General features: G+C 63.7%; 23 protein-coding genes. 16 read left to right on the plus strand and 7 right to left on the minus strand.

The features are described from left to right. Positions 1-2 precede the first annotated feature (2 nt). The 7 genes from B0G75_RS06810 (at position 3) to bioB (ending at position 8909) form a co-directional block, all read left to right on the plus strand. Entirely contained in the window at positions 3-1133 is a 1131-nt protein-coding gene (locus B0G75_RS06810) for an acyl-CoA dehydrogenase family protein (RefSeq protein WP_106302360.1), read from the plus strand. A gap of 7 nt (positions 1134-1140) precedes the next feature. Then, positions 1141-1590, plus strand: coding sequence for a YchJ family protein (locus B0G75_RS06815; protein WP_106303638.1), 450 nt, complete (start codon positions 1141-1143; stop codon positions 1588-1590). Positions 1591-2162: 572 nt separating this feature from the next. Next, a complete protein-coding gene (locus tag B0G75_RS06825; RefSeq protein WP_106302363.1) occupies positions 2163-3440 on the plus strand; it encodes a dienelactone hydrolase family protein in 1278 nt (425 codons plus the stop codon). Positions 3441-4504: 1064 nt separating this feature from the next. Continuing rightward, positions 4505-5866, plus strand: a complete 1362-nt coding sequence (gene bioA / locus B0G75_RS06840; RefSeq protein WP_106302366.1) for an adenosylmethionine--8-amino-7-oxononanoate transaminase — start codon at positions 4505-4507, stop codon at positions 5864-5866. After that, positions 5866-7050 carry an 8-amino-7-oxononanoate synthase gene (gene bioF / locus B0G75_RS06845; RefSeq protein WP_106302369.1) on the plus strand — a complete coding sequence of 395 codons (1185 nt, stop codon included), beginning with the start codon at positions 5866-5868 and terminating at the stop codon, positions 7048-7050. The genes bioA and bioF overlap by 1 nt, the downstream gene beginning before the upstream one ends. Beyond that, complete coding sequence (gene bioD / locus B0G75_RS06850) at positions 7047-7790, plus strand: dethiobiotin synthase (RefSeq protein ID WP_106302372.1); 744 nt, start codon at positions 7047-7049, stop codon at positions 7788-7790. The genes bioF and bioD overlap by 4 nt, the downstream gene beginning before the upstream one ends. 33 nt (positions 7791-7823) lie before the next feature. Next, complete coding sequence (bioB, locus tag B0G75_RS06855) at positions 7824-8909, plus strand: biotin synthase BioB (RefSeq protein WP_106302375.1); 1086 nt, start codon at positions 7824-7826, stop codon at positions 8907-8909. 92 nt (positions 8910-9001) lie between these two features. Here bioB and B0G75_RS06860 read toward each other — a convergent pair whose 3' ends face one another. Beyond that, positions 9002-10027: a sulfate ABC transporter substrate-binding protein gene (locus tag B0G75_RS06860; protein WP_106302378.1), complete on the minus strand. Its 1026-nt coding sequence runs from the start codon at positions 10025-10027 to the stop codon at positions 9002-9004. A 136-nt stretch (positions 10028-10163) separates the two neighbouring features. Beyond that, entirely contained in the window at positions 10164-10766 is a 603-nt protein-coding gene (locus B0G75_RS06865) for an alpha/beta hydrolase (RefSeq protein ID WP_106302381.1), read from the minus strand. 325 nt (positions 10767-11091) lie between these two features. Between B0G75_RS06865 and B0G75_RS06870 the strand changes: the two genes are divergently transcribed. The 6 genes from B0G75_RS06870 to B0G75_RS06895 are packed head-to-tail and all read left to right on the plus strand — an operon-like array spanning position 11092 to position 15245. Continuing rightward, complete coding sequence (locus B0G75_RS06870; RefSeq protein ID WP_106302384.1) at positions 11092-12033, plus strand: glyoxylate/hydroxypyruvate reductase A; 942 nt, start codon at positions 11092-11094, stop codon at positions 12031-12033. A 60-nt stretch (positions 12034-12093) separates the two neighbouring features. Beyond that, on the plus strand, positions 12094-13020 hold the full coding sequence (locus tag B0G75_RS06875) for a hydroxymethylglutaryl-CoA lyase (RefSeq protein ID WP_106302387.1): 927 nt from the start codon (positions 12094-12096) through the stop codon (positions 13018-13020). Between the two features lie 54 nt (positions 13021-13074). Beyond that, positions 13075-13596, plus strand: coding sequence for a YbaK/EbsC family protein (locus B0G75_RS06880; RefSeq protein WP_106302390.1), 522 nt, complete (start codon positions 13075-13077; stop codon positions 13594-13596). A 13-nt stretch (positions 13597-13609) separates the two neighbouring features. After that, positions 13610-13834 (plus strand): DUF1289 domain-containing protein, encoded by a 225-nt coding sequence (locus B0G75_RS06885; protein WP_106302393.1) that lies wholly within the window; start codon positions 13610-13612, stop codon positions 13832-13834. Further along, complete coding sequence (locus B0G75_RS06890; RefSeq protein WP_106302396.1) at positions 13831-14328, plus strand: MaoC family dehydratase; 498 nt, start codon at positions 13831-13833, stop codon at positions 14326-14328. The genes B0G75_RS06885 and B0G75_RS06890 overlap by 4 nt, the downstream gene beginning before the upstream one ends. Beyond that, the gene (locus tag B0G75_RS06895; RefSeq protein ID WP_106302399.1) at positions 14325-15245 is read left to right on the plus strand and encodes an MBL fold metallo-hydrolase; all 921 of its coding nucleotides are present in this window, start codon (positions 14325-14327) and stop codon (positions 15243-15245) included. The genes B0G75_RS06890 and B0G75_RS06895 overlap by 4 nt, the downstream gene beginning before the upstream one ends. Positions 15246-15561: 316 nt before the next feature. Here the strand turns inward: B0G75_RS06895 and B0G75_RS06905 are convergent, their stop codons facing one another. Continuing rightward, a complete protein-coding gene (locus B0G75_RS06905) occupies positions 15562-16461 on the minus strand; it encodes a DMT family transporter (RefSeq protein ID WP_106302405.1) in 900 nt (299 codons plus the stop codon). Positions 16462-16575: 114 nt separating this feature from the next. On the opposite strand from B0G75_RS06905, the gene B0G75_RS06910 reads away from it, so the two are divergent. Beyond that, complete coding sequence (locus B0G75_RS06910; protein ID WP_106302408.1) at positions 16576-17046, plus strand: Lrp/AsnC family transcriptional regulator; 471 nt, start codon at positions 16576-16578, stop codon at positions 17044-17046. Positions 17047-17098: 52 nt separating this feature from the next. Here B0G75_RS06910 and B0G75_RS06915 read toward each other — a convergent pair whose 3' ends face one another. Beyond that, entirely contained in the window at positions 17099-17989 is an 891-nt protein-coding gene (locus tag B0G75_RS06915; protein ID WP_106302411.1) for an alpha/beta fold hydrolase, read from the minus strand. Positions 17990-18269: 280 nt separating this feature from the next. Between B0G75_RS06915 and B0G75_RS06920 the strand changes: the two genes are divergently transcribed. Further along, complete coding sequence (locus B0G75_RS06920) at positions 18270-19229, plus strand: nitronate monooxygenase family protein (protein WP_106302414.1); 960 nt, start codon at positions 18270-18272, stop codon at positions 19227-19229. A 250-nt stretch (positions 19230-19479) separates the two neighbouring features. Here B0G75_RS06920 and B0G75_RS06925 read toward each other — a convergent pair whose 3' ends face one another. Both B0G75_RS06925 and B0G75_RS06930 read right to left on the minus strand, forming a co-directional pair. Next, entirely contained in the window at positions 19480-23358 is a 3879-nt protein-coding gene (locus tag B0G75_RS06925) for a methylmalonyl-CoA mutase family protein (RefSeq protein WP_106302417.1), read from the minus strand. Between the two features lie 82 nt (positions 23359-23440). After that, positions 23441-24379 carry a LysR family transcriptional regulator gene (locus B0G75_RS06930; protein ID WP_106302420.1) on the minus strand — a complete coding sequence of 313 codons (939 nt, stop codon included), beginning with the start codon at positions 24377-24379 and terminating at the stop codon, positions 23441-23443. On the opposite strand from B0G75_RS06930, the gene B0G75_RS40090 reads away from it, so the two are divergent. Beyond that, a complete protein-coding gene (locus B0G75_RS40090) occupies positions 24360-24587 on the plus strand; it encodes a hypothetical protein (protein ID WP_146142478.1) in 228 nt (75 codons plus the stop codon). The genes B0G75_RS06930 and B0G75_RS40090 overlap by 20 nt on opposite strands. On the opposite strand, the gene B0G75_RS06935 is transcribed toward B0G75_RS40090, so the two are convergent. Continuing rightward, complete coding sequence (locus B0G75_RS06935; RefSeq protein ID WP_106302423.1) at positions 24584-25669, minus strand: porin; 1086 nt, start codon at positions 25667-25669, stop codon at positions 24584-24586. The two genes, B0G75_RS40090 and B0G75_RS06935, sit on opposite strands and share 4 nt — an antisense overlap. Positions 25670-25691: the final 22 nt, after the last annotated feature.

Genomic DNA, 25691 nt, shown 5'->3' on the forward strand with positions numbered 1-25691 from the left:
ACATGGTGCTTGATCAGGATCACTTGATGGTCCGCGATGCGCTGCGCACCTTCGTGCGCGAAGCGATCACGCCGCACGCGGCAGTGTGGGACCGCGAGCGCACTTTTCCGAAGGATGTGCATCGGCAACTCGCCGAACTCGGCGCGTACGGCGTGCTGGTACCCGAAGCATATGGCGGTGCCGGCATGGATGCGCTGGCGCTCGCGCTGATTCTCGAAGAAATCGCTGCCGGCGACGGCGGCACCTCGACGGCCATCTCCGTCAACAACTGCCCGGTGTGCAGCATTCTGCTGACCTATGGCAACGACGCCCAGAAACGCGAGTGGCTGACGCCGCTCGCGCGGGGCGAGATGCTCGGCGCGTTTTGCCTGACCGAACCGCAAGCCGGTTCCGACGCGTCCGCGTTGCGCACCACCGCCACACGCGATGGCGATGCGTACGTGCTGAACGGCGTCAAACAGTTCATCACGAGCGGCAAGAACGGCAACGTCGCGATCGTGATGGCCGTGACCGACAAAGCGGCGGGCAAGCGCGGCATCAGCGCGTTCATCGTGCCCACCGACACGAAGGGCTACGTCGTCGCGCGAGTCGAGGACAAGCTCGGCCAGCATTCGTCGGATACCGCGCAGATCATTTTCGAGGACTGCCGGGTGTCGGCCGCGAATCTGATCGGCGCGGAAGGCGAAGGCTATCGGATTGCGTTGTCGGGGCTGGAAGGCGGCCGTATCGGCATCGCGGCGCAAAGCGTCGGCATGGCGCGCGCCGCGTTCGAAGCGGCGTTGAGTTATGCGAAGGAGCGCGAGAGTTTCGGCACGCCGCTCTTTTCGCACCAGGCCGTACAATTCCGCCTCGCCGATATGGCGACGCAACTCGAAGCCGCGCGCCAATTGATCTGGCACGCCGCGTCGTTGAAAGACGCCGGCCAACCGTGCCTGACCGAAGCCGCGATGGCCAAGCTGTTCGCGTCCGAAGCCGCCGAGCGCATCTGTTCGGCCGCCTTACAGATTCATGGCGGCTACGGCTACCTGAGCGACTTCCCCGTCGAGCGGATTTATCGGGACGTGCGTGTCTGCCAGATCTACGAAGGCACCAGCGACATCCAGAAAATTTTGATCGCGCGCGGCCTTGGCTGAAAGTCTGATGAATAAGCAACTGTTGTCGATGCAACGACCATTCGACTGTCCGTGCGGCGGCGCCGCGCCAGACCAGCGCAGCGGTGCCAAGGCGCCGCGCTTCGCGCAGTGCTGCGGCCGCTATATCGACGGCGGCGAAGCGGCGCCACGGGCGCTTGAACTGATGCGTTCGCGCTATAGCGCGTATGTTCTGGGTGCGACGGACTATCTGCGCGCCACGTGGGCGCCGCACACCTGCCCCGCTGATCTCGACGCGGATCCGGCCGCACCCGACGCGCCGCGTTGGCTCGGACTGCAAATCAAGGCGTTCGCTGAAACCGATGCCGATCACGCGACAGTCGAATTCGTCGCGCGTTACAAGGTGGGTGGCCGCGCGCATCGGTTGCACGAGCTGAGCCGCTTCGCTCGCGGCGATGACGGCCGCTGGCGCTACGTCGACGGCGACGTCAGCGAATAAAGGCCCTTTCTGCCCCTTACAAACCGCCGCAGCGTCCTTACGTCGCGCTCACATATGGCCCTGATAGCAGGGCCTTTCTTTTTGTTGGTGCGATGCCACACGAGCCGCGCCACGGCGGATTGCTTCAGTGCGGCAATACTCGCCGAGCCTGCATTGACCGGCCTCAGGCGACCAAACAGCACGCGGCATTTTTTGCGGCGCGGGTTCTCCTTGATTGCACAAAACAAAATTGTCGTGCCAGGATGAGGCCGTAGCTTCATGACGTCACGTTGCGAGAGCCGGTCCATACCAGCTCCGCAAAACGCGCAGGAAGCCCTGCCGGGCACCAGACAGTGTGGTTCCGGCGGCGGTTTCGGCAGCAGGCGTGACGCTCATCATCGGCGCGTGGGGTCGCGTCGGCCGTTTGGGTTCATCCCGTGCGATCTCGATTAGCGTGCGTGCGCCTCTGGCGCACTCCGTACGCGAGTGTGTTTTTGTTTGTCGAAAACCTGCCCGAAAGGCAAATGTCAGCAATGACTTTCGACAGACAGACACCACGGTGTTCAGGGCAGGTTTTTGAGGCAGGTGCGTGAATGGTGTTCAGCAAGGTTCTGACGAAGTGTGCGGTGATCTGTGCAGCGGCTACGTGCGCTGTCGCACTCGCGCACGCCGACCCGCTCGCGGACACCCAGCCGGGACCGTTGACCCGCGCACACGTGCCGCGCATCGCGCTCGACGACGACGTCTATCTGCCCACCGCAGGCCTTAACGAACAGATCATCCGCGTACCGGTCGATGCGGCCGGCACGGTCACTCTCGAAACGACGATCTACAAACCGGACGGCGCTGGCCCGTTTCCGATGATCGTTTTCAACCACGGCAAGATCCCCGGCGATCCGCACACGCAGGAACGCAGCGACCCGCTGCCGTTCGCGCGCGAATTCGTGCGGCGCGGCTACGTGGTGGTGGCGCCGAACCGCCAGGGTTTCGGCCATTCGGATGGTGTGTATCAACAGGATGGCTGCGATGTCGAGAAGAACGGCATCGGCCAGGCCGGCGATGTCGCCGCGACGGTTGATTTCATGTCGAAGCAGCCTTACGTCGATGCCAGGCACATTGTGGTAGCCGGCACGTCGCACGGCGGGCTTGCAACGATGGCGTACGGCACCGAAGCCGCGCCGGGCGTGCGGGCATTGATCAACTTCTCGGGTGGCTTGCGGCAGGATGCGTGCAGCGACTGGCAAGGCAATCTGACGCGTGCATTCGGTGCTTACGGCGAGAAGACCAAGGTGCCGTCGCTGTGGATGTACGGCGATAACGATTCGGTGTGGAACGCACCGTTGGTGGCAGGCATGTACGCCGCTTATGGCGCGCATGGCGCGAGCGCGAAGATGGTGGATTTCGGCAATTACAAGAATGACGCGCATCGTCTGGTCGGCGATCGTGATGGCGTGCGTGTGTGGTGGCCGACTGTCGAGGCTTTCCTTGCGCAGGTGGGTATGCCGACTGGTGTGCAGTATCGCGTATCGGATCCGTCCATGCCTAAAGCTAGTGGGTTTGCTGCTGTCGATGCTGTGGACGCCGTGCCGTTTGTCGATGAAGCCGGGCGGAATGGTTATCGGAATTTCTTGCATCAGTTTCCTAGCCGGGCGTTTGCTGTTTCTGACTCAGGGGCTTGGTCCTGGGCTGAAGGTGGCGATGATCCGATGTCGGTCGCGGTCGCGAATTGTCAGAAGCAGTCTTCCGCGCCTTGCCGGTTGTATGCGGTGAATAATGCGGTTGTTTGGGGGGATCAGTCTTCGCAGACGGCTGATGGTGGGGCTCAGGCCGGCGGCGCCGATGCTCGGCGGGCTATTGCTAGCCGTGAATGAGAGTTAGGTTTGTTTTTGCCTGCTCGGCGGGGGTTGGTTCTCTCTGTGTTCTTTGGGGCGTTGGCCTTTCCTTGAATTCGCGGTGTTCTTTGAGGCGTTGGCCTTTCCTTGAATTGTTAGTGGTCTATTAGCGTTGCCCCTGTGCGGGGCGGCACCTACTTTCTTTGCCGCGGCAAAGAAAGTAGGCAAAGAAAGCCGCTTCACACCGCAAGCCCATAAGCGGGCCCCTCGGCTTGGAGGGCACAGTGGCGCATCTGGAATCCGTGTTCTCGCACATTCCGCGTCAGTGACAAGGCGCTCATTCTTCCGGCGGCGCTGCGCGCGCCTTCGCGGTCACTCATCAAACCATCGGTTCTCTCTCCTGGCTCAGTACTTACTGGGCTGCCGCAGATTTCTGTCCCCCTCTCCAATCGCCCATCGTTTCCGCGTCACGCCCTACTGACGCCGACGGCCCCATCACGCACAAAAAACCCAATGGTTTGAGCACCCTTCTGGCGAGCGCGCGGCGCGAGGCGGGAGGTATGACTGCTGTGTCACACGCGCCGAATGTGCGAGAGCACCGATTCCAGATGCGCCACTGCCGTGACTGCGCGAGGCGCCCGCTTATGGGCTGGCGGTGTGAAGCGGCTTTCTTTGCCTACTTTCTTTGCCGCGGCAAAGAAAGTAGGTGCCGCCCCGCACAGGGGCAACGCCAATAGACCACCGTGAATGCAAGGAAAGGCCAACACCGCAGAGCACACAGACAGAAAAATCCGAGCCGGCGCAGCCCCAAAACCCCAAATCCCCGCCAGTAAGTTGCAACTACTTTGCCGTCGTCAACTCCGCCGATCAGCGACCTTCATCCAGAAACACAAACCACCTGCACCGAACATCGCCAAACCTCAGCGCCGCAGGCAAAACCGCCAACCGAACCCCTAGTGCACAGCACGAAATAAACGGCTAATCTCGACCCCGCAAGCCCGTCAAGGGCTGCGCGCAGCGCAAAAAAATCCGCGCCACGTGACTGAAAATGGCCTTAAAAAAGCCACGCCGCGCAGCGGCAAAAAGCATCCCTGGAGCACCCTTTGGAAAAGTCAGCAACGCCACCAGCATCCCCCGAAGACTGGATCGCCCGCAGCCTCCGCGCCGTCTGGCACCCCTGCACGCAGATGAAGCACCACGAACGCCTGCCGCTCGTGCCCGTCGCGCGCGGCCAGGGAGCGTGGCTCTACGACCGCGCCGGCCATCGTTATCTGGATGCCATCAGCTCCTGGTGGGTCAACCTGTTCGGCCACGCCAACCCGCGCATCAACGCGGCGCTGAAAGACCAGTTGGACACGCTCGAACACGCCATGCTCGCCGGCTGCACGCACGAACCGGCCATCGAACTCGCCGAACGGCTCAGCGCGCTTACGAACAACACGCTGGGCCACGCGTTCTTCGCGTCAGACGGCGCGTCCGCCGTCGAAATCGCCCTGAAGATGAGCTTCCACTCGTGGCGCAATCGCGGTTTCGCCGACAAGCAGGAATTCGTCTGCGTCGCCAACAGCTATCACGGCGAAACCATCGGCGCGCTCGGCGTCACTGACGTCGCACTCTTCAAGGACGCCTACGATCCGCTGATCCGCCACGCGCACGTCGTGGCATCGCCCGACGCGCGCTTCGCGCAACCAGGCGAAACCGCCGCCGACGTCGCGCGCCGCGCGCTCGATAACGTTCGCTCGCTCTTCGAAGCGCGCGCCGCGAAAATCGCCGCGCTGATCGTCGAGCCGCTGGTGCAGTGCGCGGCCGGCATGGCCATGCACGACGCGTCGTATATCGCGGGATTGCGCGCCTTGTGCGACCAATACGGCGTGCATCTCATCGCCGATGAAATCGCCGTCGGCTGCGGACGCACCGGCACCTTCTTCGCCTGCGAACAGGCCGGCATCTGGCCAGACTTCATCTGTCTGTCGAAAGGCATCAGCGGCGGCTATCTGCCGCTCTCGATCGTGCTGTCCCGCGACGAAATTTTCGAAGCCTTCTACCACGACGACACCGCGCGCGGCTTCCTGCATTCGCATTCGTACACGGGCAATCCGCTTGCCTGCCGCGCGGCGCTGGCCACGCTCGATATGTTCGCGAGCGACAACGTGCTCGCCGTCAACGCGCAAAAATCCGCGAAGCTGAAAGTCGCGCTCGCGCCGCTAGCCGAGCACAAGCAAGTCCGCAATCTGCGTCAGTGCGGCACGCTCTTCGCATTCGACGCCGTGATCGACGACGCCCAGCAAGCCAAAACATTCTCGCGCCGCTTCTTCGAAAACGCGTTGCAGCGCGAACTGCTGCTGCGCCCGATTTCGACCACGGTGTATCTGATGCCTCCTTATATCCTCGACGACGAAGAACTCGCGCTGCTCGCCTCGCGCACGCGAGAAACCTTCGAAGCCACGCTCGCGGAGATCCGCTAATGCACCTGCTCGACACACTCGCCGAAGGCCTGAAGGACATCGACGCGCGCGGCCTGCGCCGTCGCCGCCGCACCGCCGACACGCCGTGCGCCGCGCACATGACCGTCGATGGCCGCGCAATCATTGGCTTCGCCAGTAACGACTATCTCGGTCTCGCCGCGCATCCGCAACTCATCGCGGCGATCGCGGAAGGCGCGCAGCGTTTTGGCGCAGGCAGCGGCGGCTCGCATCTGCTCGGCGGCCACTCGCGCGCGCATGCGCAACTCGAAGACGATCTCGCGGAATTCGCGGGCGGCTTCGTCGATAACGCGCGCGCGCTCTACTTCAGCACCGGCTACATGGCGAATCTCGCCACGCTCACCGCCCTCGCTGGCCGCGGCACCACACTCTTCTCCGATGCGCTGAATCACGCGTCGCTGATCGACGGCGCGCGCCTGTCCCGCGCCGACGTGCAGATCTATCCGCACTGCGATACGGAAGCGCTGAGCGCGATGCTCGAAGCCTCGGACGCCGACGTCAAAGTGATCGTCTCCGATACCGTGTTCAGCATGGACGGCGATATCGCGCCGTTGCCGCGCATGCTCGAACTCGCCGAGCAACACGGCGCATGGCTGATCGTCGACGACGCGCACGGCTTCGGCGTCCTCGGTCCGCAAGGCCGCGGCGCGATCGCGCAAGCCGCGCTGCATTCGCCGAATCTCATTTCGATCGGTACGCTCGGCAAAGCAGCCGGCGTCTCCGGCGCGTTCGTCACGGCGCACGAGACGGTGATCGAGTGGCTCGTGCAGCGCGCGCGTCCGTACATATTCACCACGGCGTCGGTGCCGGCCGCAGCGCACGCGGTGTCGGCGAGCTTGCGCATCATCGGTGGCGAAGAAGGCGACGCGCGGCGCGCGCATCTTCTGCAACTGATCGAACGCACGCGCGCCATGCTGAAGGCGACGCCGTGGTTGCCGGTCGACTCGCACACGGCCGTGCAGCCGCTCATCATCGGCGCGAACGATGCCACGCTCGACATCGCGGCCACGCTCGATCGCGCTGGTCTGTGGGTGCCGGCGATACGGCCGCCGACCGTACCCACCGGCACGTCGCGTTTGCGTATTTCGCTGTCGGCCGCGCACTCGCAGGCGGACCTCGACCGGCTCGAAGCCGGCTTGCAGCAACTCGGAGCGAAGGCGGCATGAGTAGCACAGTTCAACCCGCACTGTCCTTATTCGTCACCGGCACCGATACGGAAATCGGCAAGACGTTCGTCTCGTCGGCACTGTTGCGCGGCTTTGTCCGCGAAGGCCTGCAAGCCGCCGCGATGAAGCCGATCGCCGCCGGCGCATTCGAACTGAACGGCGTACTGCATAACGAAGACGCGGATCAACTCGACGCCGCCTCGAACGTGTTGCTGCCGCCCGCGATGCGCACGCCGTATCTGCTGAAGGAACCGGCCGCGCCGCATATCGCGGCCGCGCTGGAAAACGTTACGTTCGATCTCGACCATATCGTCGATTGTCACGCGCAGGCTTTGAAGCGCGCGGAGATTGTCGTCGTGGAAGGCGTCGGCGGCTTTCGCGTGCCGTTGACGGCCACTCAGGACACCGCCGATCTCGCCGTCGCATTGAAGCTGCCAGTCGTGCTGGTGGTCGGCATGCGGCTCGGCTGCATCAGCCATGCGCTGCTGACCGCCGAAGCGATCGCCGCGCGCGGGCTCACGCTCGCCGGCTGGGTCGCGAACCGCATCGATCCGGACATGACGTTCCCCGACGAAAACATCGCATCGATCCGCGAGCATCTGGCACGTGAATACGACACGCCGTTGCTCGGCATCGTACCGAATCTGAACCCAGCGTCGCCCGAACTTGCGGCAGACCAACTCGACATCAACCGGCTTTTGCAGACGCTGCGGCACATGCAAACGCATTCGCAGCGCTAAAAACTCACATATCCATCCATGAGGATTGACGACATGACGCAACTGAACATCGCTCCCACGCCCGCCGACACAACGGCGGCAAACAACAATGCCAACGCCGCAGCCGGCGCGAAGCAGGTCGCGCGCTGGCGCGTCGCCGACATCGTCGCGTTGTACGAATTGCCGTTCAACGACCTGATGTTCAAGGCACAGCAAACGCATCGCGAGCATTTCGATGCGAACACCGTGCAACTGTCCACGCTGCTGTCTATCAAGACCGGCGGCTGCGAGGAGGATTGCGCGTACTGTCCGCAGTCGGTGCATCACGACACGGGCCTGCAAGCCGACAAGCTGATGCCCGTCGACGAAGTGCTCGCCGCCGCCAAGGTCGCCAAAGAAAATGGCGCGACGCGCTTCTGCATGGGCGCGGCATGGCGCAATCCGAAAGACCGCCACCTCGAACCGATCAAGGACATGATTCGCGGCGTGAAGGCCATGGGTCTGGAAACCTGCGTGACGCTCGGCATGCTCGAAACGCATCAGGCGCAAGGGCTGCGCGAAGCGGGCCTCGACTATTACAACCACAACCTCGACACGTCGCCAGAGTTCTACGGGCAGATCATTTCGACGCGCACGTATCAGGACCGCCTCGACACGCTGGAACGCGTGCGCGATGCGGGTATCAACGTGTGCTGCGGCGGGATTGTCGGCCTGGGCGAATCGCGCCGTGAGCGGGCCGGTCTGATTGCGCAACTGGCGAACATGGAGCCGTATCCGGAATCGGTGCCTATCAACAATCTGGTGCAGGTGGAAGGCACGCCGCTGACCGGCACTGAGGCGATCGACCCGTTCGAATTCGTGCGTACGATCGCGATCGCGCGCATCACCATGCCGCGCGCGATGGTGCGTCTGTCGGCCGGCCGCGAGCAGATGGACGAAGCGTTGCAGGCATTTTGCTTCCTCGCCGGGGCGAATTCGATTTTCTACGGCGATCAATTGCTGACCACCAGCAACCCGCAAGCAGAAGCGGACCGCAAGCTGCTCGAACGTCTCGGCATTCGCGCCGAAGCCGCGCAACAGATGCCGCTCGATCAAAGCGGCTGCGAACATGGCTGCGATAAGCACGCTGCGCCGAACTGAGCGTATGCATCGCGCGTGATAGAGCACGCGCAATAAAAAAGGCTGCCTCGTTTTTCGAGGCAGCCTTTTTGCTGACTGACGCCGCTAAAAGCCTACTTCTTATCCACGATGATCTGATCGAACGTCCCGCCATCGGAGAAATGCGTTTGCTGCGCTTTCTGCCAGCTACCAAACATCTCTTCGACGGTGAAGGTCTTGATCGGCTTGAACTCCGCCGCGTGCTTCGCGAGCACGGTCTTGTCGCGCGGACGCAGATGATGCTGCGCGATGATCTCCTGCGCGGCCGGCGACCACAGATAGTCGAGATACGCCTGCGCTTCCTTGCGCGTGCCGCGCTTGTCGACCACCTTGTCGACGATCGACACCGGCGGCGCCGCCAGCAAACTCACGGACGGATACACGGCCTCGAAATTGCCCCCGCCCACGCCCGTGTCCATCAGTGCGACTTCGTTTTCAAACGTCACCAGCACGTCGCCGATGCCGCGTTGCGTAAAGGTGGTCGTCGCGCCGCGGCCGCCCGTGTCGAGCACCGGCACGTTCTTGAAGATCTCTTTTTCGAAGTCGAGCGCCTGCGCGTCGGTGCCGCCGTGCTGCTTGCGATAACCCCACGCGGCCAGATATGTGTAGCGTCCGTTACCCGAAGTCTTCGGATTCGCAATGATCACCTGCACGCCGGGCTTGGCGAGATCGTCCCAGTCCTTGATGTGCTTCGGATTGCCCTTACGTACCAGGAACACCATGGTCGTGGTGTACGGCGCGCTGTCGTTCGGCAGACGCGCGCGCCAGTTAGCCGGCACCAGTTGACCTTTCTCGGCGAGCAGGTCGATGTCGTTCGGCTGGTTCATCGTCACCACGTCGGCCTGCAGGCCTTGCAGCACCGACAGCGCCTGCGCGCTCGACGCGCCATGCGACTGGCGGATCGATACGTTCTCGCCACTCTTCTGCTTGTACGCCGCGATGAAGCCGGCGTTGATGTCCTTGTACAACTCGCGCGTCACGTCGTACGAGACGTTGAGCAGCGATGTATCCGCTTGCGCCGTCGACATGCCCGCCAGCGCGAGCGTGATTGCCGTCATGCCGGCTGCCAGCCAGCGCGATGTCCCCGTCTTGCCTGCCATCTTGTCCCCGCCTATCGATGATGAAAACCAGTGGCCGCACGAACGTGCAGCGTGAAGCGGGATTCTAACGGATCGCTTACTTGGCCAGCGGCCCGTACGCGCGTCACTCGAAGCGCGTACGCCGCGGCCCGCTCACTTACACGAACGCATGCTGTACAGCCTCGAACGACTCCTCGCGAAAGCGCAGCGGCGCCGCGCAATGCACCAGCGTATCGACGAAATATTTCGCGCGCGGCCACGGACCGAAACCGGCCGCGGTGTTGATATGCCCCGCGTCGCCGAGATTGACGAATGCGCTGCCGAAACGCCGCGCGAGATCGCGCGACCCGGCGAGCGACATCCACGGATCGGTTTCGCTGCCGATCAGGATCGACGGCACGCCGAGACGCCGCGCTTCGAACGGTCCCGCGAAGGCGAATTTCTGCGGACTCGCGGGCGCCACGAACAGCACGCCGACCACCTCGTTCGCATACGAGGCCTGCTGCAATGCATACGCGGTCGCGAGGCAACCGAAGCTGTGCGCTGCCAGCACGAACGGCCCGCGCTCGCGTGCCAGCAGATCGCGCAGCGATTTCGACCACACCGCGAGGTCCGGCGCGTCCCAGTCGGCTTGCTCGACGCGCAGCGAGCGCGCGAACTGACGCTCCAGCCAGGTTTGCCAATGTGCGCCCTCGCTGCCGTGCAAACCGGGAACGGTGACGAGCCGCGGCGGCCATGTCGATTTGGTGCATGAAAGCATGTGTGTGCCTCGCTGCGGGAATCCGGATAGTGATTGTCCCGCCCGGCGCCGCGCGGGCGAACCAAGTTTTTGTGCTTTGTTTATCGGGCAAATACGCGGATAAATGCGCCGCCAGATACGTGTCACGCGGCGGAAAGCTCCCCACCAAACCGCACGCCCGTACGCAAACGCGCGCGAATCGCGTCGAAAAAGTAGAATGAAGCCTATCCATAAAAGGAGGAGGCCTCATGCCGCAAGCGTCGTCCGCAACGCCGCAGCCGTCGCGCCGGTCATGCCGTGGCTTCTTCGTCTACAGACCCGTTCTCGCAGGCGCCTTCCGGACCGTATGAAAATCCTCTTCTACACGCCGCAATCCGATGCTGCCGCGTGGCTACACGATCTTGCCCGCGCACTGCCGCAAGCCGATCTGCGTGAATGGCAACCGGGCGACACCGCGCCGGCCGATTTCGCGGTCGTGTGGCGTCCGCCGCGCGAGATGCTGGCCGGCCGAGACGATCTGCGCGCGATCTTCAATCTCGGCGCGGGTGTCGACGCGATCCTCGCGCTCGAACACGACCAGCCCGGCACGTTGCCGCGTAATGCGCAGTTGATCCGGCTGGAAGACACCGGCATGGCGCCGCAAATGGCCGAGTGCGCGACGCACGCGGTGCTGCGCTACCTGCGCCGTTTTGACGAATATCAGACGCTGCAAAACGAGCGCCGCTGGGAAGTGCTCGAGCCGCATCCGCGTGACACCTTCACGGTCGGCGTGCTGGGACTCGGCGTGCTCGGCGCGCATGTCGCGCAAACGCTCGCGGCGTTCGGCCTGCCGGTGCGCGGCTACAGCCGCAGCCCGAGGCAGATCGACGGCATCACGACATTCGCCGGCGAAGCGCAGTTCGATGCGTTTCTCGACGGCGCGAAAGTGCTGGTCAACCTGCTGCCGCATACTCCGGATACGGCAGATGTGTTGAACGCGCGCACCTTCGCGAAGCTCGCGCACGGCGCATATCTGATCAACCTGGCGCGCGGCGGGCATCTGGTCGAACAGGATTTGCTCGACGCCATGGCGAGCGGGCAGATCACCGCCGCCACGCTCGACGTGTTCCGCGAAGAACCGTTGCCGCCGGATCATCCGTTCTGGCGGGAGCCGCGCATCACGATCACGCCGCACGTGTCCGCGCTGACGTTGCGCGAAGAAAGCGTCGCCCAGATCGCGCAGAAGATCGCCGCGCTCGTGCGCGGCGACGCGATCAGCGGCGTGGTGAATATCGAACGCGGATACTGAACCCATCGAATCCAGTTGAAGAGGTGCCGCCACACGCGGCGTCGACATAGGAGACACATCATGGCCCTACCCCAGCAAGTGAAAATCGTCGAAGTCGGTCCGCGTGACGGACTTCAGAACGAAAAAGACTTCGTGCCCACCGCGACCAAGATCGAGTTGATCAACCGTTTGTCGGCGGCGGGCTTTCGTAACGTCGAGGCCGCTTCGTTCGTGTCGCCGAAATGGGTGCCGCAGATGGCCGATGGCGCCGACGTGATGGCCGGCATCGAACGCCGCGCCGGCACGATCTACTCGGTGCTGACGCCGAATCTGCGCGGCTTCGAGGGCGCGCTCGCCGCGCGTGCCGACGAGATCGTGATCTTCGGCGCCGCGAGCGAAGCGTTCTCGCAGAAGAACATCAATTGCAGCATCGCGGAAAGCATCGATCGATTCGTGCCGGTCGCGCAAGCGGCGAAGGAGCGTGGCTTGCGGATTCGCGGCAGCGTCTCGTGCGCGCTGGGCTGTCCGTATCAGGGCGAAGTGCCGGTGGCGTCGGTCGTGGATGTGGTGCAGCGTTTCGCGGCGCTCGGCTGCGACGAGATCGATATCGCCGACACGATCGGCGTCGGCACACCGAAGCGCACGCGTGAAGTGTTCGAGGCGGTCACGCAGGTGTTTCCGCGCGAGCGTCTATCCGGCCACTTCCACGACACCTATGGCCAGGCGCTCGCCAACATCTACGCGGCGCTGCAGGAAGGCATCGAGATTTATCACGCTTCGGTGGCAGGCCTCGGCGGCTGTCCGTATGCGAAGGGCGCGACGGGCAACGTCGCGACCGAAGACGTGTTGTATCTGATGAACGGCCTCGGCATCGAGACCGGCATCGACCTCGCGCAAGTCGTGGCGATCGGCGATTTCATCTCGACGTCGATCGGCCGGCCCAATGTTTCGCGCGCCGGCAAAGCGCTGCTCGCCAAAGCGCGCAGCGAAGCGGCCAACTGCGTTTGACGCTGGCGCAATGGGACCGCCCAACACTCATGCAATCAATCAGGACCTGAAACGATGACGGACCACGCTTCTCTCGAATCCGACGATCTCACCGCGCTGCCCGACTCGGCGCGCCGCGTCGCGCTGCTGTTGCGCGAACGCGGTCACGCCGGCCGGATCGTGATGCTGCCGGAAACCGGTAAGACCTCCGCCGAAGCGGCCGCGGGACTACGCTGCTCGGTCGCGCAGATCGCCAAGTCGATCCTGTTTCGCCGCCGTGAAGACGACGCGCCGGTCCTGGTGATCGCGAGCGGCGCGAATCGTGTGGATGAAAAGAAAGTCGCCGCGCAGGTCGGCGACATCGGCCGTGCGGACGCGAAATTCGTCCGCGAAAAAACCGGCTATGCGATCGGCGGCGTCTGCCCGATCGGTCACGCGACCGAGCCGGTCACGCTGATCGACGCCGATCTGCTCGAACTCGACAGTCTGTGGGCCGCCGCGGGTCACCCGCATGCGGTGTTCAATCTGACCGCGCAAGAGCTGATTGCGCTCACGAACGCGCCGGTGATCGACGTGGCGCTGCGCGAGACGGCGTGACACGATGACGACAATGACAGCGGGCCTCGATAACGAAGACCACCACGCCGTGCCGTCGCCTTGCATCAACGTGTGCAGGATGGACGCGTCGACGGGCTGGTGCGAAGGATGCCTGCGCACCATCGACGAAATCGCCGGCTGGTCGTTATTCGACGACGACGCGAAGCGCGCGGTGTGGGACGCGATCGAGCTTCGCCACGCGGAGTTCGTCGCCAAGCAGCCGAAGGTGCCGCGATGAACGCCGCGCCGCGCATCGTCACGGTTGGCGAGACGTTCAGTTCGACGCTGGAGTTGTCGGCGGAGTCGGTCAAGTCGTTCGCCGCGCTCGTCAATGATCACAACCCGCTGCATCACGACGAAGCGTATGCCGCGCAAAGCCGCTTTGGCGGCCTGATCGCGTCCGGCACGCAACCGACCGCGCATTTCATGGCGCTCCTGGCAACGCACTATTCGACCTACGCACAACCGCTCGGTCTCGATTTCGATATCAAGCTGAAGAAAGCCGTCCACGCGAACGACACGCTCACGATCACCTGGCGCGTGAAGCATGCTTACTGGAAGCCGAGTCTGAACGGCGATCTGACGCAACTCGAAGGCTCGGTCGTGAATCAGCACGGCGAGACCATGTTGATCGGTTCGTCGACAATTCTCGTGATGCCGAAACCCGAGGCGTCCGCGAATGCAGACGCAAACGCAGACGCAGACGCAAACGTAGCGCCCAATTCGCCATGATCGCGCTGCCGGAATCGATTCGGGTTTTCGAACGCGGCTGGCTCTCGTCGAACAACGTGCTGCTGGTGGACGACGCCTGCGCCGCGCTGGTCGATACCGGCTACGCCACGCACGCGCCGCAAACGCTCGCCCTCGTGCGGCAAGCGCTCGGCTCGCGGCCGCTCGATCTGATCGTCAACACGCATCTGCATTCGGACCATTGCGGCGGCAATGCGCTCTTGCAGGCGACGTGGCCATGCCGCACCGTCATTCCGGCCTCGGAAGCCGGCGCCGTGCGCGACTGGGACGAAACGCGCCTGACGTTTCGCGCCACCGGCCAGACCTGCGAACGCTTCGGCTTCACCGGAACGATCGCGCCCGGCGCGCGCTTGCGGCTCGGCGCGCTCGACTGGGAGGTGCTCGGCGCGCCCGGCCACGATCCGCATTCGCTGATGCTCTACTGCGCGGACGAACGCATTCTGATCAGCGCGGACGCGCTGTGGGAAAACGGCTTCGGCGTGATCTTTCCCGAACTGGAAGGCGAAAGCGGTTTCGCCGAAGAGCAAGCCGTGCTGGAAGGCATTGCGGAGCTCGACGTGCGTCTCGTGATCCCCGGCCATGGCGCACCCTTCACCAATGTCGAACAGGCGCTTGAACGCGCGTTTTCGCGTGTTGCGTGGCTGCGCGCCGATCCCGCGCGCAATGCAAAGAACGCGCTGAAGGTGCTGATCGTGTTCAAACTGCTCGAAGTCCGCGCGATGCAGTTCGACACCTTGTTGCAGATGCTCGACGACGCCAGCGTGATGCGCGCGGCCGCGTCGATGCTCAAGACGCGTGGCGAATGGCCCGCGTTGTTGAAGGAGATCGTCGAGGAACTGGCGGCCAGGAATGGGCCGCTGGAAGTGGATGGCGAGCGCATCGTTGCGCGCGCGGCCTGACGCGCCGCCGCTGACAGCGGCAAAGCGGGACATCGTCGCTACAAAAAGAAAGCCGCTCGACCCTTGCAGGCGAGCGGCGGAAATTCTGTCGGACGTGATCAGCGTCAAGACGGATGATACGCGCGCTGGTTTTTTGACCGCATCGGTGATTTCCCTACAGAAGTTTGACGCCCGCTTTCAAAGCCGTCTACAACACGTCGCGTTACGAGGCCCCGCAGTCGCGCGTCTTACGATTCATTACTGATATGAATAATTTGCGCATCCGGTTACTCGGGAATCCGTAGCATTGTGACTCACCGCAAGGGCGCAACGCCCGTCAGGTCGACGACAGACGCTTTTGCGGCACGATCCGCCAGCCGAGATTGACGCCGGCAGCCGCCACCAGAATCAGCACCGCCCCCAGCACCTGAATCCACGCAAGCGTTTGCCCGAACGCAACCCGGTCGACGATGATCGCCACCACCGGATAGATGAACGAGAGCGCGCCCGTCATCGAAGTCGGCAGCTTCTGGATCGCACCGTACAGGAGCACGTACATGAGGCCGGTATTGACGATGCCGAGCACGACCAGTTCGAGCCACTGCACGCCGGTGGCGGGCAACGCATCGAACCGCACGAACGGCGCGAGCATCAGCACGCCGAGCGATACCTGGATCAGCGCGATCAGATGCGGCGGCGTGCCCTTGAGCCGCTTCGTAATGATCGACGACACCGCGTACATTGCCGCCGCCCCCACCGCGTACGCGACGCCGACCAGATATTGCCCCGGCACCGCCAGCACCGCCGGTTCGACCTTAACGACGAACACGAGGCCGATGAAGGCGAGCACCAGCCACGCGAGCGTCGACGCGCTAATGCGCTCGCGGAACACTAGCGCGCCTAGCGCCACCAGCATGAACGGCTGTGTGTTGTAGACCGCCGTCGCCATCGAGATCGACGCGCGCGAATACGCGGCGAACAGCAACACCCAGTTGATGACGATTGCCGCGCCGCCGAGCAAGGCGAGGCCGAGCATCTTCCACGAGAAGAGCCTGCGCTGAAACAGCCCGAGTAAGGCGCACACGAGCGCGAGCGTCGCGCCGCCGAAAATGCAGCGGAAGAACACGACATTGAACGGGCTTTGCTGCGACGACACCACCAGCCAGCCGATGGTGCCGGACATCAGCATGGCCATGGTCATTTCCGCGGCTCCGCGGCGGATTTCATTTGACGCCATGATTCGATCCTCGAATTGATTCCTGCATGACGAGCAGTGTAATTAATCCGATCGGCCGAATACATGGCTAAACTTAAGCATTCTCGCGACGCAACCTAATAATCGAAGGCCGTCATGACCAAACGCCTTGTTGTTCCTACGCCCGCGCCGCTCGACGACACCGACCGGGCGCTTCTCGCCGCGCTCGCGGAAGACGCCCGTCAGCCGGTCAGCGAACTGGCGCGTCAGGTCGGCCTATCGGCGCCGAGCACGGCGGAGCGAGTGCGCAGGCTCGAAGCGCAAGGCGTGATCGAGCGCTTCACGGTGCAGATCGATCCGCGCGCGCTCGGCTACACGCTGCAGGCCATCGTGCGCGTGAAGCCGCTGCCCGGTCAGTTGCATCTCGTGGAAGAGGTGATCCGGCGGATTCCGGAGTTCGTCGAATGCGACAAGGTGACGGGCGACGATTGCTTCATCTGCCGCCTGTATCTCCATTCGATCGAGCAACTCGACGAGATTTTGTCGAAGGTCACCGAGCGCGCGGAGACCAGCACCGCGATAGTCAAGTCGACGCCGGTCGCGCGCCGTCTGCCGCCACTCGGTTGAGCGAGGCGCGGCGCGGCGTCGCGCATGAGCGGAACGGAACGAACGGAAAGGCTTATTGTTCGACCGCTTCGAAGAAGGACAGCATTTCGGCGACCAGTTCGTCCGGCGCTTCTTCAGGAATGTAGTGCCCGCAAGACAGCGCGCGGCCGCTCACGTCGCGCGCCACGTGACGCCATTCCGCCAGCGCGTCGAAGCACTTCTCGATCACGCCCTTGTCGCCCCACAGCACGCGCAACGGGCAGCCAATCTTGTGACCGCGTTCGATGTCGGCGCGATCAAGCTCAAGGTCGATGCTCGCCGACGCGCGGTAGTCCTCGCACATCGCGTGAATCGCGTCCGGTTGCGCGAGGGCCGCGCGATAGGCGTCGAGCACGGCGGGCTCGAACGGCGCGAGACCCGCGTGACGGCTGCCCATTACCGCGTCGACATACGCCGCCGGATTCGCGCCGATCAGCGTTTCAGGCAGCGGCTCCGGCTGGATCAGGAAGAACCAGTGGAAGTAGTGCGTCGCAAAGGTGCGGTCGGTGGCTTCATACATCGCGAGCGTCGGCGCAATGTCGAGCAGCATCAGGCGCTCGACGGCGTCCGCATGATCGAGCGCCATGCGATGCGCGACGCGCGCGCCACGATCGTGCGCGCACACGAGAAAACGTTCGAAGCCGAAATGACGCATTACGGCGACCTGATCGGCCGCCATCACGCGCTTGGAGTACGGCGTGTGCGCGGCGTCGCTCGGCGGCTTGCCCGACGCGCCGTAACCGCGCAGGTCCGTGGCGATCACCGTGAAATGCTCGGCCAGTTGCGCGGCGCACTTCTGCCAGATGAGATGCGACTGCGGATGACCGTGCAGCAGCAGAAGAGGCGGCCCTGCCCCGCCCTTCACTCCAAAAATATCGACATCGCCCACGGCGACGCGAAAGGGCGTGAAATTCTCGAAGGCCATGGCGTCTCTCTCGTGATTTTGGAGTGCCTGCATTGTAAAAGCCCGATGCGTCCGCGCGAGGTGGGATAGCCCACGCAAGCATAGAACCTGAACACTCCTTCCAACTGTTCTAAACGACCCAATCGAACGCGCTCGCCGCGCTTCGCCTATAATCGAACGACCGTTCTTAAATTTTCGGATGGCTGTGGCGAATGAAGCGCCGCAAGCCATGTGCCGCTAAACTCAGTCATCGCCGGGCGCGCAACGACGCACCGGCCCGTCAAATCAGGAGACACGCACTATGGCATTGCCCGCCGTCCTGCAAAAACTTGCGCTGCCCGTCGTCGCTTCGCCGATGTTCATCGTGAGCTATCCCGAACTCGTGCTGGCTCAATGCAAGGCCGGGATCGTCGGCTCGTTTCCCGCGCTGAATGCCCGCCCGGCTGAACTGCTCGACGAATGGCTCACGCAGATTCAGGCGCAACTCGCCGAGCACAAAGCAGCCAATCCCGATGTGGTCATCGGGCCGATCGCCGTCAATCAGATCGTCCATCAATCGAATACGCGGCTCGAGCACGACGTGCGCGTATGCGTCGAACACAAGGTGCCGATTTTCATCACGAGCCTGCGGGCGCCGGCGCGCGAAATTGTCGATGCCGTGCATAGCTACGGCGGCATCGTGCTGCACGACGTGATCAATCTGCGCCATGCGCAGAAGGCGCTGGAAGCGGGCGTCGACGGTCTGATCCTGGTCGCGTCCGGCGCGGGCGGCCATGCGGGCACGACCTCGCCGTTCGCGCTGGTCGGCGAAGTGCGGCGCATATTCGACGGCCCGATCGTGCTGTCGGGCTCGATCGCCAACGGCGGCTCGATTCTCGCCGCACAGGCCATGGGCGCGGACCTCGCCTACATGGGCACGCGCTTCATCGCGACTAAGGAAGCGCACGCGGTCGACAGCTACAAACAGGCGATCGTCAATTCCACGGCGTCGGACATCATCTACACGAACCTGTTCACCGGCGTGCACGGCAACTACATCCGCGAAAGTATCCTGAACGCCGGGCTGGACCCGGACGCGCTGCCAGAATCGGACAAGAGCGCGATGAACTTCGGCAGCGACAAGGCGAAGGCGTGGAAAGACATCTGGGGCGCGGGTCAAGGCGTCGGTCTGATGGACGACGTGCCGAGCGTTGGCGAGTTGGTGCAGCGTTTGACGAAGGAATATGACGATGCGAAGGCGCGGCTGGGGATTAAGCGCTGAGGGGGTGCGCCTCGGTGTGACGCGGCCGGGGTTGCGCCTTTGCTTGGAGCGCCTCGGCGGAGGCACTTGATCCGCAGTGGCCGATTCAGGGAGCTTGATAGGACACTTCGATCGGGCGCCTTTGATCCCGGGCGCCTTTGATCCCGGGCGCCTTTGATCCCGCGCGCCTAATCCGGTGCGCCAGAGCTGGAACGGTTTTGCCCTGTGGCCCAACTTCAGGCCAAGCCGTAGCATCACCGCACAGCCTGACTTACATATTGCGGCGGTACTGCCCGCCCACTTCAAACAACGCGTGCGTGATCTGCCCGAGCGAGCAGACACGCACGACGTCCATCAACACCGCAAACACGTTTTCATCGTCGATCACCGCGCGCTTCAGGCGTTCGAGCGCAGCGGGTGCCGCGTCGCGATGCTGCGCCTGGAAAGCGCGCAGACGTTGCAACTGGCTCTGCTTTTCATCGTCGGTGGAACGGGCTAGTGCAATCGGCTGCGGCGCCTCATGCGGATGCACGCTCAAAAACGTATTAACGCCGACGATCGGATACGAGCCGTCATGCTTGCGATGCTCGTACAACATCGACTCGTCCTGAATGCGTCCGCGCTGATAGCCGGTTTCCATCGCGCCGAGCACGCCGCCGCGCTCGGTCAGCCGGTCGAATTCGGCGAGCACCGCCTCTTCCACCAGGTCGGTCAGTTCTTCGATTACGAAGCTGCCCTGATTCGGATTCTGATTCTTCGCGAGCCCCCATTCACGATTGATGATCAACTGGATCGCCACCGCGCGGCGCACCGAATCTTCGGTGGGCGTGGTGATCGCTTCGTCGAAGGCATTCGTGTGAAGGGAATTGCAGTTGTCGTAGATCGCGATCAGCGCTTGAAGCGTGGTGCGGATATCGTTGAAGTCGATCTCCTGCGCGTGCAGGCTGCGGCCCGACGTCTGCACGTGATACTTGAGCTTCTGGCTGCGTTCGTTCGCGCCGTAGCGTTCGCGCATGGCGACGGCCCAGATGCGCCGCGCGACGCGGCCCAGCACCGTGTACTCCGGGTCCATGCCGTTCGAAAAGAAGAACGACAGATTTGGCGCGAAGTCGTCGATCGACATGCCGCGGGCGAGGTAGGCCTCGACATAGGTGAAGCCGTTCGCGAGCGTGTAGGCCAGTTGCGAGATCGGGTTCGCGCCGGCTTCGGCGATGTGATAGCCGGAGATCGACACCGAATAGAAATTGCGCACGCCATGCTCGACGAAGTACGCCTGAATATCGCCCATCACCTTCAGGCTGAATTCGGTCGAGAAGATGCAGGTGTTCTGGCCTTGGTCTTCCTTCAGGATGTCGGCTTGCACGGTGCCGCGCACGTTTTCCAGCGCTGCGCGGCGCGTGGCGGCGAGTTCGTCATCCGTGAGCGGTCGGCCTTGCTGCCGCGTCATGCGCGCGATCTGCTGGTCGATCGCGACGTTGAAGAACATCGCGAGAATGGTCGGCGCGGGGCCGTTGATCGTCATCGAGACCGAGGTTTCCGGCGCGCAGAGATCGAAGCCGTCGTAGAGCGTCTTCATGTCGTCGAGCGTCGCCACCGAAACGCCCGAATTGCCCACCTTGCCGTAGATGTCGGGGCGCTCGTCGGGTTCTTCGCCGTAGAGCGTGACCGAATCGAAGGCGGTCGACAGGCGCTTGGCCGGCATACCTTCCGAGAGCAGCTTGAAGCGGCGATTGGTGCGTTGCGGATCGCCTTCGCCGGCGAACATCCGCGTCGGGTCTTCGTTTTCGCGGCGGAATGGAAACACGCCCGCGGTGAACGGAAAGTAGCCGGGCAGATTGTCGAGCATCAGCCAGCGGAGAATCTCGCCGTGGTCGACGAATTTCGGCAGGGAAACTTTGCGGACTTCTGAGCCGGAAAGCGTCGTGACGGTGAGTGCCGTGCGGATCTCGCGGTTGCGGATGCGGACGATGTGTTCGGCGCCTGAATAGGCGGCGACGGTTTGCGGCCAGGTGTCGAGGAGCGTGCGTTCGCGTTCGCCGAGGGAGGCGGTGCGTTGGGCGATCAAGGTGTCGAGTTGCTCGAGCGGCGGAGGCGCGTCGGCGGACGTGACGTTCGTTGCTGAGTCTTTGTTTGAGTCTGAGCCTGGGTTGCTGTTCGCGTTGGCGTTGGCGTTGGCATTTGAGTTGGCGCTCGAATTGCCACTCGGGTTGCCACTCGGGTTGCCGTTCGGGTTGCCGTTCGAATTGCCACTCGGGTTGCCGCTCGGATTAGCGCTCAAATTGCCGCTCGAATATCGGCTCGGGTTCCCACTCGCGCTTGCCCGCGATTGCGCAACAGCCCCGGCGTGTGTACCGGCCTCCCCGAGCATCCGGCGTGCCTCGACAAGCTGCCAGCGCTCACGCGCCACGCGCGCTTGCGCGTCGGCTCGCTCGCGATAAGCGTGGACCGTCTGCGCGATATCCGCCAGATAGCGAACCCGCGCCGGCGGCACGATGGCGTTGCGGCCGCTCGAAAAGCGCAGACCTTCGGGCGCGGCCAGACGGCCGCGGCCTGAACGCAAGCCGTGCTTGCGAAGCGCTTCGGCGACGTGCCGGTAGAGCGCGGTCACGCCGTCGTCGTTAAAGCGCGAGGCGATCGTGCCGAACACCGGCATCGCTTCCGGCGGCTTCGCGAAGTCGACGCGATTGCGCTGCACCTGTTTGGCGACGTCGCGCAATGCGTCCGGCGCGCCCTTCCGATCGAACTTGTTGATCGCGACGAAGCCGGCGAAGTCGAGCATGTCGATCTTCTCCAACTGGCTGGCCGCGCCGAACTCCGGCGTCATGACATACAGCGATTCGTCGACGAACGGCACGATCGCCGCGTTGCCTTGGCCGATGCCGGATGTTTCGACGACGATTAGATCGAAGCCCGCCGCTTTGCACAGCATCAGCGCATCGGGCAGCGAGTCGGAGATTTCGCTCGATGCTTCGCGCGTCGCCATCGAACGCATGTAGACGCGCGCGCCGCCGCCCCAGTCGCCGATCGCGTTCATGCGGATGCGGTCGCCCAGCAACGCGCCGCCGGACTTGCGGCGCGACGGATCGATGGCGAGGACGGCGATGGTGAGGGCGTCGCCGTAGTCGAGGCGAAAGCGGCGGATCAGCTCGTCGGTGAGCGAGGATTTACCGGCACCGCCGGTTCCGGTGATGCCGAGGACGGGGGTTGCGGTTGCTTTTGCCTGGGCACACAGTTTGTCCCGCGCGGATACGTCGATGGTGCCCGCTTCGAACGCGCTGATGAGTTGCGCGAGGCGACGGAAGGTGGAGGATGCAGGGTCGGAGGTGTTGGCTGTGTTGGCTGTGTTGGCTGTGTTGGCTGTGTTGGCTGTGTTGGCTGTGTTGGCTGTGTTGGCTGTGTTGGCTGTGTTGGCTGTGTTGGCTGTGTCAGCCGCGTTAGCCGCGTTAGCCGCGTTAGCCGCGTTAGCCGCGTTAGCCACATGATCCACGCTCGTTGCGCTGCCCACGTGACTCGCCCGACTAAACGGATTTCGCACGGCATCCGCATCCTCGCCCCCGCCTCCGCCTCCGCCTCCGCCTCCGCCTCCGCCAGCATCGCCGCGCGAACCAAACCGTGGCAAGCCACGCTTCGAAAACTCGTCCACCCACTCGCCAACCCGACTCTGCCCGACCGCCTCAGCCGCACGCGCGCTTTCGGCGCAGCGCGCGATCATATCGTCGATCATGCCTTGCAGCCCGAGCCGCTGCCCGTCCTGCGGCGAATAGATCTTCTCGACGCCGTAACGCTCGAGCTCCGAAATTTCCTCAGGGACAATGACCCCACCCCCGCCGCCGAACACCTTGATGCGCTCGCCGCCGCGCGCCCGCAGCAGATCGACCAGATAGCGGAAGTATTCGTTGTGCCCGCCCTGGTAGCTGGACACGGCGACGCCATCGGCGTCCTCTTGCAACGCGGCGGTGGCGACTTCATCGACAGAGCGGTTGTGGCCGAGGTGAATCACCTCGACGCCGCTCGCCTGCAGAATGCGCCGCATGATGTTGATCGACGCATCGTGGCCATCGAACAACGCAGCCGCCGTGACAAAGCGCAGGCGCCGGCCCACGGGCAACTTGTGGCTGCCGGCGCGCTGCGGCGTGGACAGATCGGTCATGTCTCCCCCAGATCGTTACGCGTATGGGTGCTGGGAACCAGTATAGCGAAACGGGTCAGGGTGCCGCGGTGGCCTGGGCGGCCTAGCGCACCGCCAACGCCTTGATCTGTTCGAGCGACGGCCACAGCGATTCGTTCGCGAACCGCTCGGCGAGAAAGTCGACAAACGAGCGCACCTTGGCCGACAGATGCCGGCGGCTCGCGTAGACCACGTGAATGGGCAGCTCGCGCGGCGGCACCTCGTCCACCAGCAGCGGCACGAGACGCCCAGCGGCCAGATCGTCGCCGATCACTTCGGTGCCGAGCATCGCGATGCCCGCGCCTTGCAGCACGATCACGCGCTGCGCTTCCAGATGATTGACGATCAGATTGCCCGTCAGACGCACGCGCGGCGCGGCGTCGCCGGTGGCGGGCGCGATTTCGAGCGCGGACACACCGGCGTACTGCAGATAGTTGTGGCGGGCCAGATCGGCGACGGTCTTCGGCGTGCCGTGCCGCTTCAGATACGCGGGCGACGCGCATAGCACGAGGTGCGCGGTCGCGATCTGCCGCGCGATCAATGAAGAAGACTTCAGCCCGCTCGGCGACGCGCGGATCGCGACATCGAAACCCTCGTCGATCAATTCGACCACGCGGTCCGACAAGGTTATGTCGACAGTGACCTGTGGATACTGCGCGGCGTAGTCGGCCACCGCGGCCATCACGTGGCTCAAGCCGAACGCCGACAGCGACGACACCCGCAAACGCCCCTGCGGCACGACGCTCGCCGCGCCGACCACCTGCTCGGCCTCCTCGAGTTCGGTGAGCACCTGGCTCAGACGCTCGTAGTACTCGCGGCCCGCCTCGGTCGGCGCGACCCGCCGCGTGGTGCGGTTCAGCAGACGCGCGCCGAGTTGCTGTTCGAGGTGCATCACATGCTTGCTCGCCATGGCCGCCGACATCTCCATCCGTTCAGCCGCGCCGACAAAGCTGCCGACTTCGACCACGTGGCGGAACACTTTCATGCTGACGAGGGTATCCATCTCAATCGCTCGCTTTGGGAATCAATCGACGCCATTTTGCCGGGTTTATCAAAGCCTGGTCGGTAAAACGGCTTCCCAACGCACGAAGACCGAGGCGCAGAAGCAAAAAAACCCGCCTTCCGAAGAAGACGGGCTTGGAGATCAAACTGATGCGGCCGCCACACGAACCCTGCAAGCAGGTGTCGCGCGGCGCGGCCGTGAAGCTTAGAACTTTGCGCGCAGGCCAACGCCGTAGGTGTTGCCGCTCGACAGGTTGGAGATGTGGTCGTACATGTAGGCGGCGTAGATGTCCGTGCGCTTGGACAGCGGATAGTCGTAGCCGAGCGCTGCCGTCTGACGGGTCTGGTCGAAGCCGCCGCCGTCGCGCGAGTAGGCGTACGACGCCATCACCGAGCCCGGGCCGAATGGCACCGTCGCGCCGCCTTGCGCCGTGTTCACGTGCCAGCTCGTGACCTGCTGGTCGTTGTACGTGTACATGTACTGGCCGAAGAACTTCACGAACTTCAGGTCGTACGACACGCCGACTTGCGCGACGCTCTGGCTCTTCAGGCCGGGCACGCCAGACGTGCCGAAGCTGCCGAGGTCGCTCGGCACGTTGTTGAAGTTCACGTACTGATACACCGCCGTGGCCGCGAACGGGCCGTGGAAGTACAGTACCTGGCCGCTCCACTTCTTCGCGCCGTTCTCGGTCGTGTTGCCGAGCGCGTACATGGCCGTCGCGCTAAAACCGTTGAAGTTCGGCGACGAGTATGACACCGCGTTGCTCCAGCCCGAATCGCCCGTCACGCCCTGATCCGTCGAGTAGGTCGGGAACGTGCCGAGACCCAGGTACGTGTGCCAGACCATCGGCGAGAACTGGTACGAATCGATGAACGGGTTGAACAGAATCGTCGACACGAACAGCGGCGTCGTCAGACGGCCGGCCGTGACCGTGCCGTAGGGCGACTCGATACCGACGTACGCGTTACGCGAGAACATCGTGTCGCCCGTGAAGCGGCCGTACTGGCCGTTTTGCGCCAGGAAGAACCCTTCCAACGCGAAGATCGCCTTGTAGCCGTTGCCCAGATCCTCCGCCCCTTTCAAGCCCCAGTACGAAGTCGACATGCCGCCGCCCGCGACCTGCACCGCGGTCTTGCCGCCCGGGAATTTCTGCGCGCCGACCCATTCGTCGACCTGACCGTAGAGTTGCACGCTCGATTGCGCAAAAGCAGACGATGCACTGGCCAGCAGAGCGGCACACGCGGTTGCCTTGAGGGTGGTCTTCAGCGCACTGCTGATGCTTGTTTTCATGGGTTCTCCTGTCTTTGTCAAA

This window comes from Paraburkholderia sp. BL18I3N2 (assembly GCF_003001875.1).
In the GTDB taxonomy this organism is placed as follows: Bacteria; Pseudomonadota; Gammaproteobacteria; order Burkholderiales; family Burkholderiaceae; genus Paraburkholderia; species Paraburkholderia phytofirmans.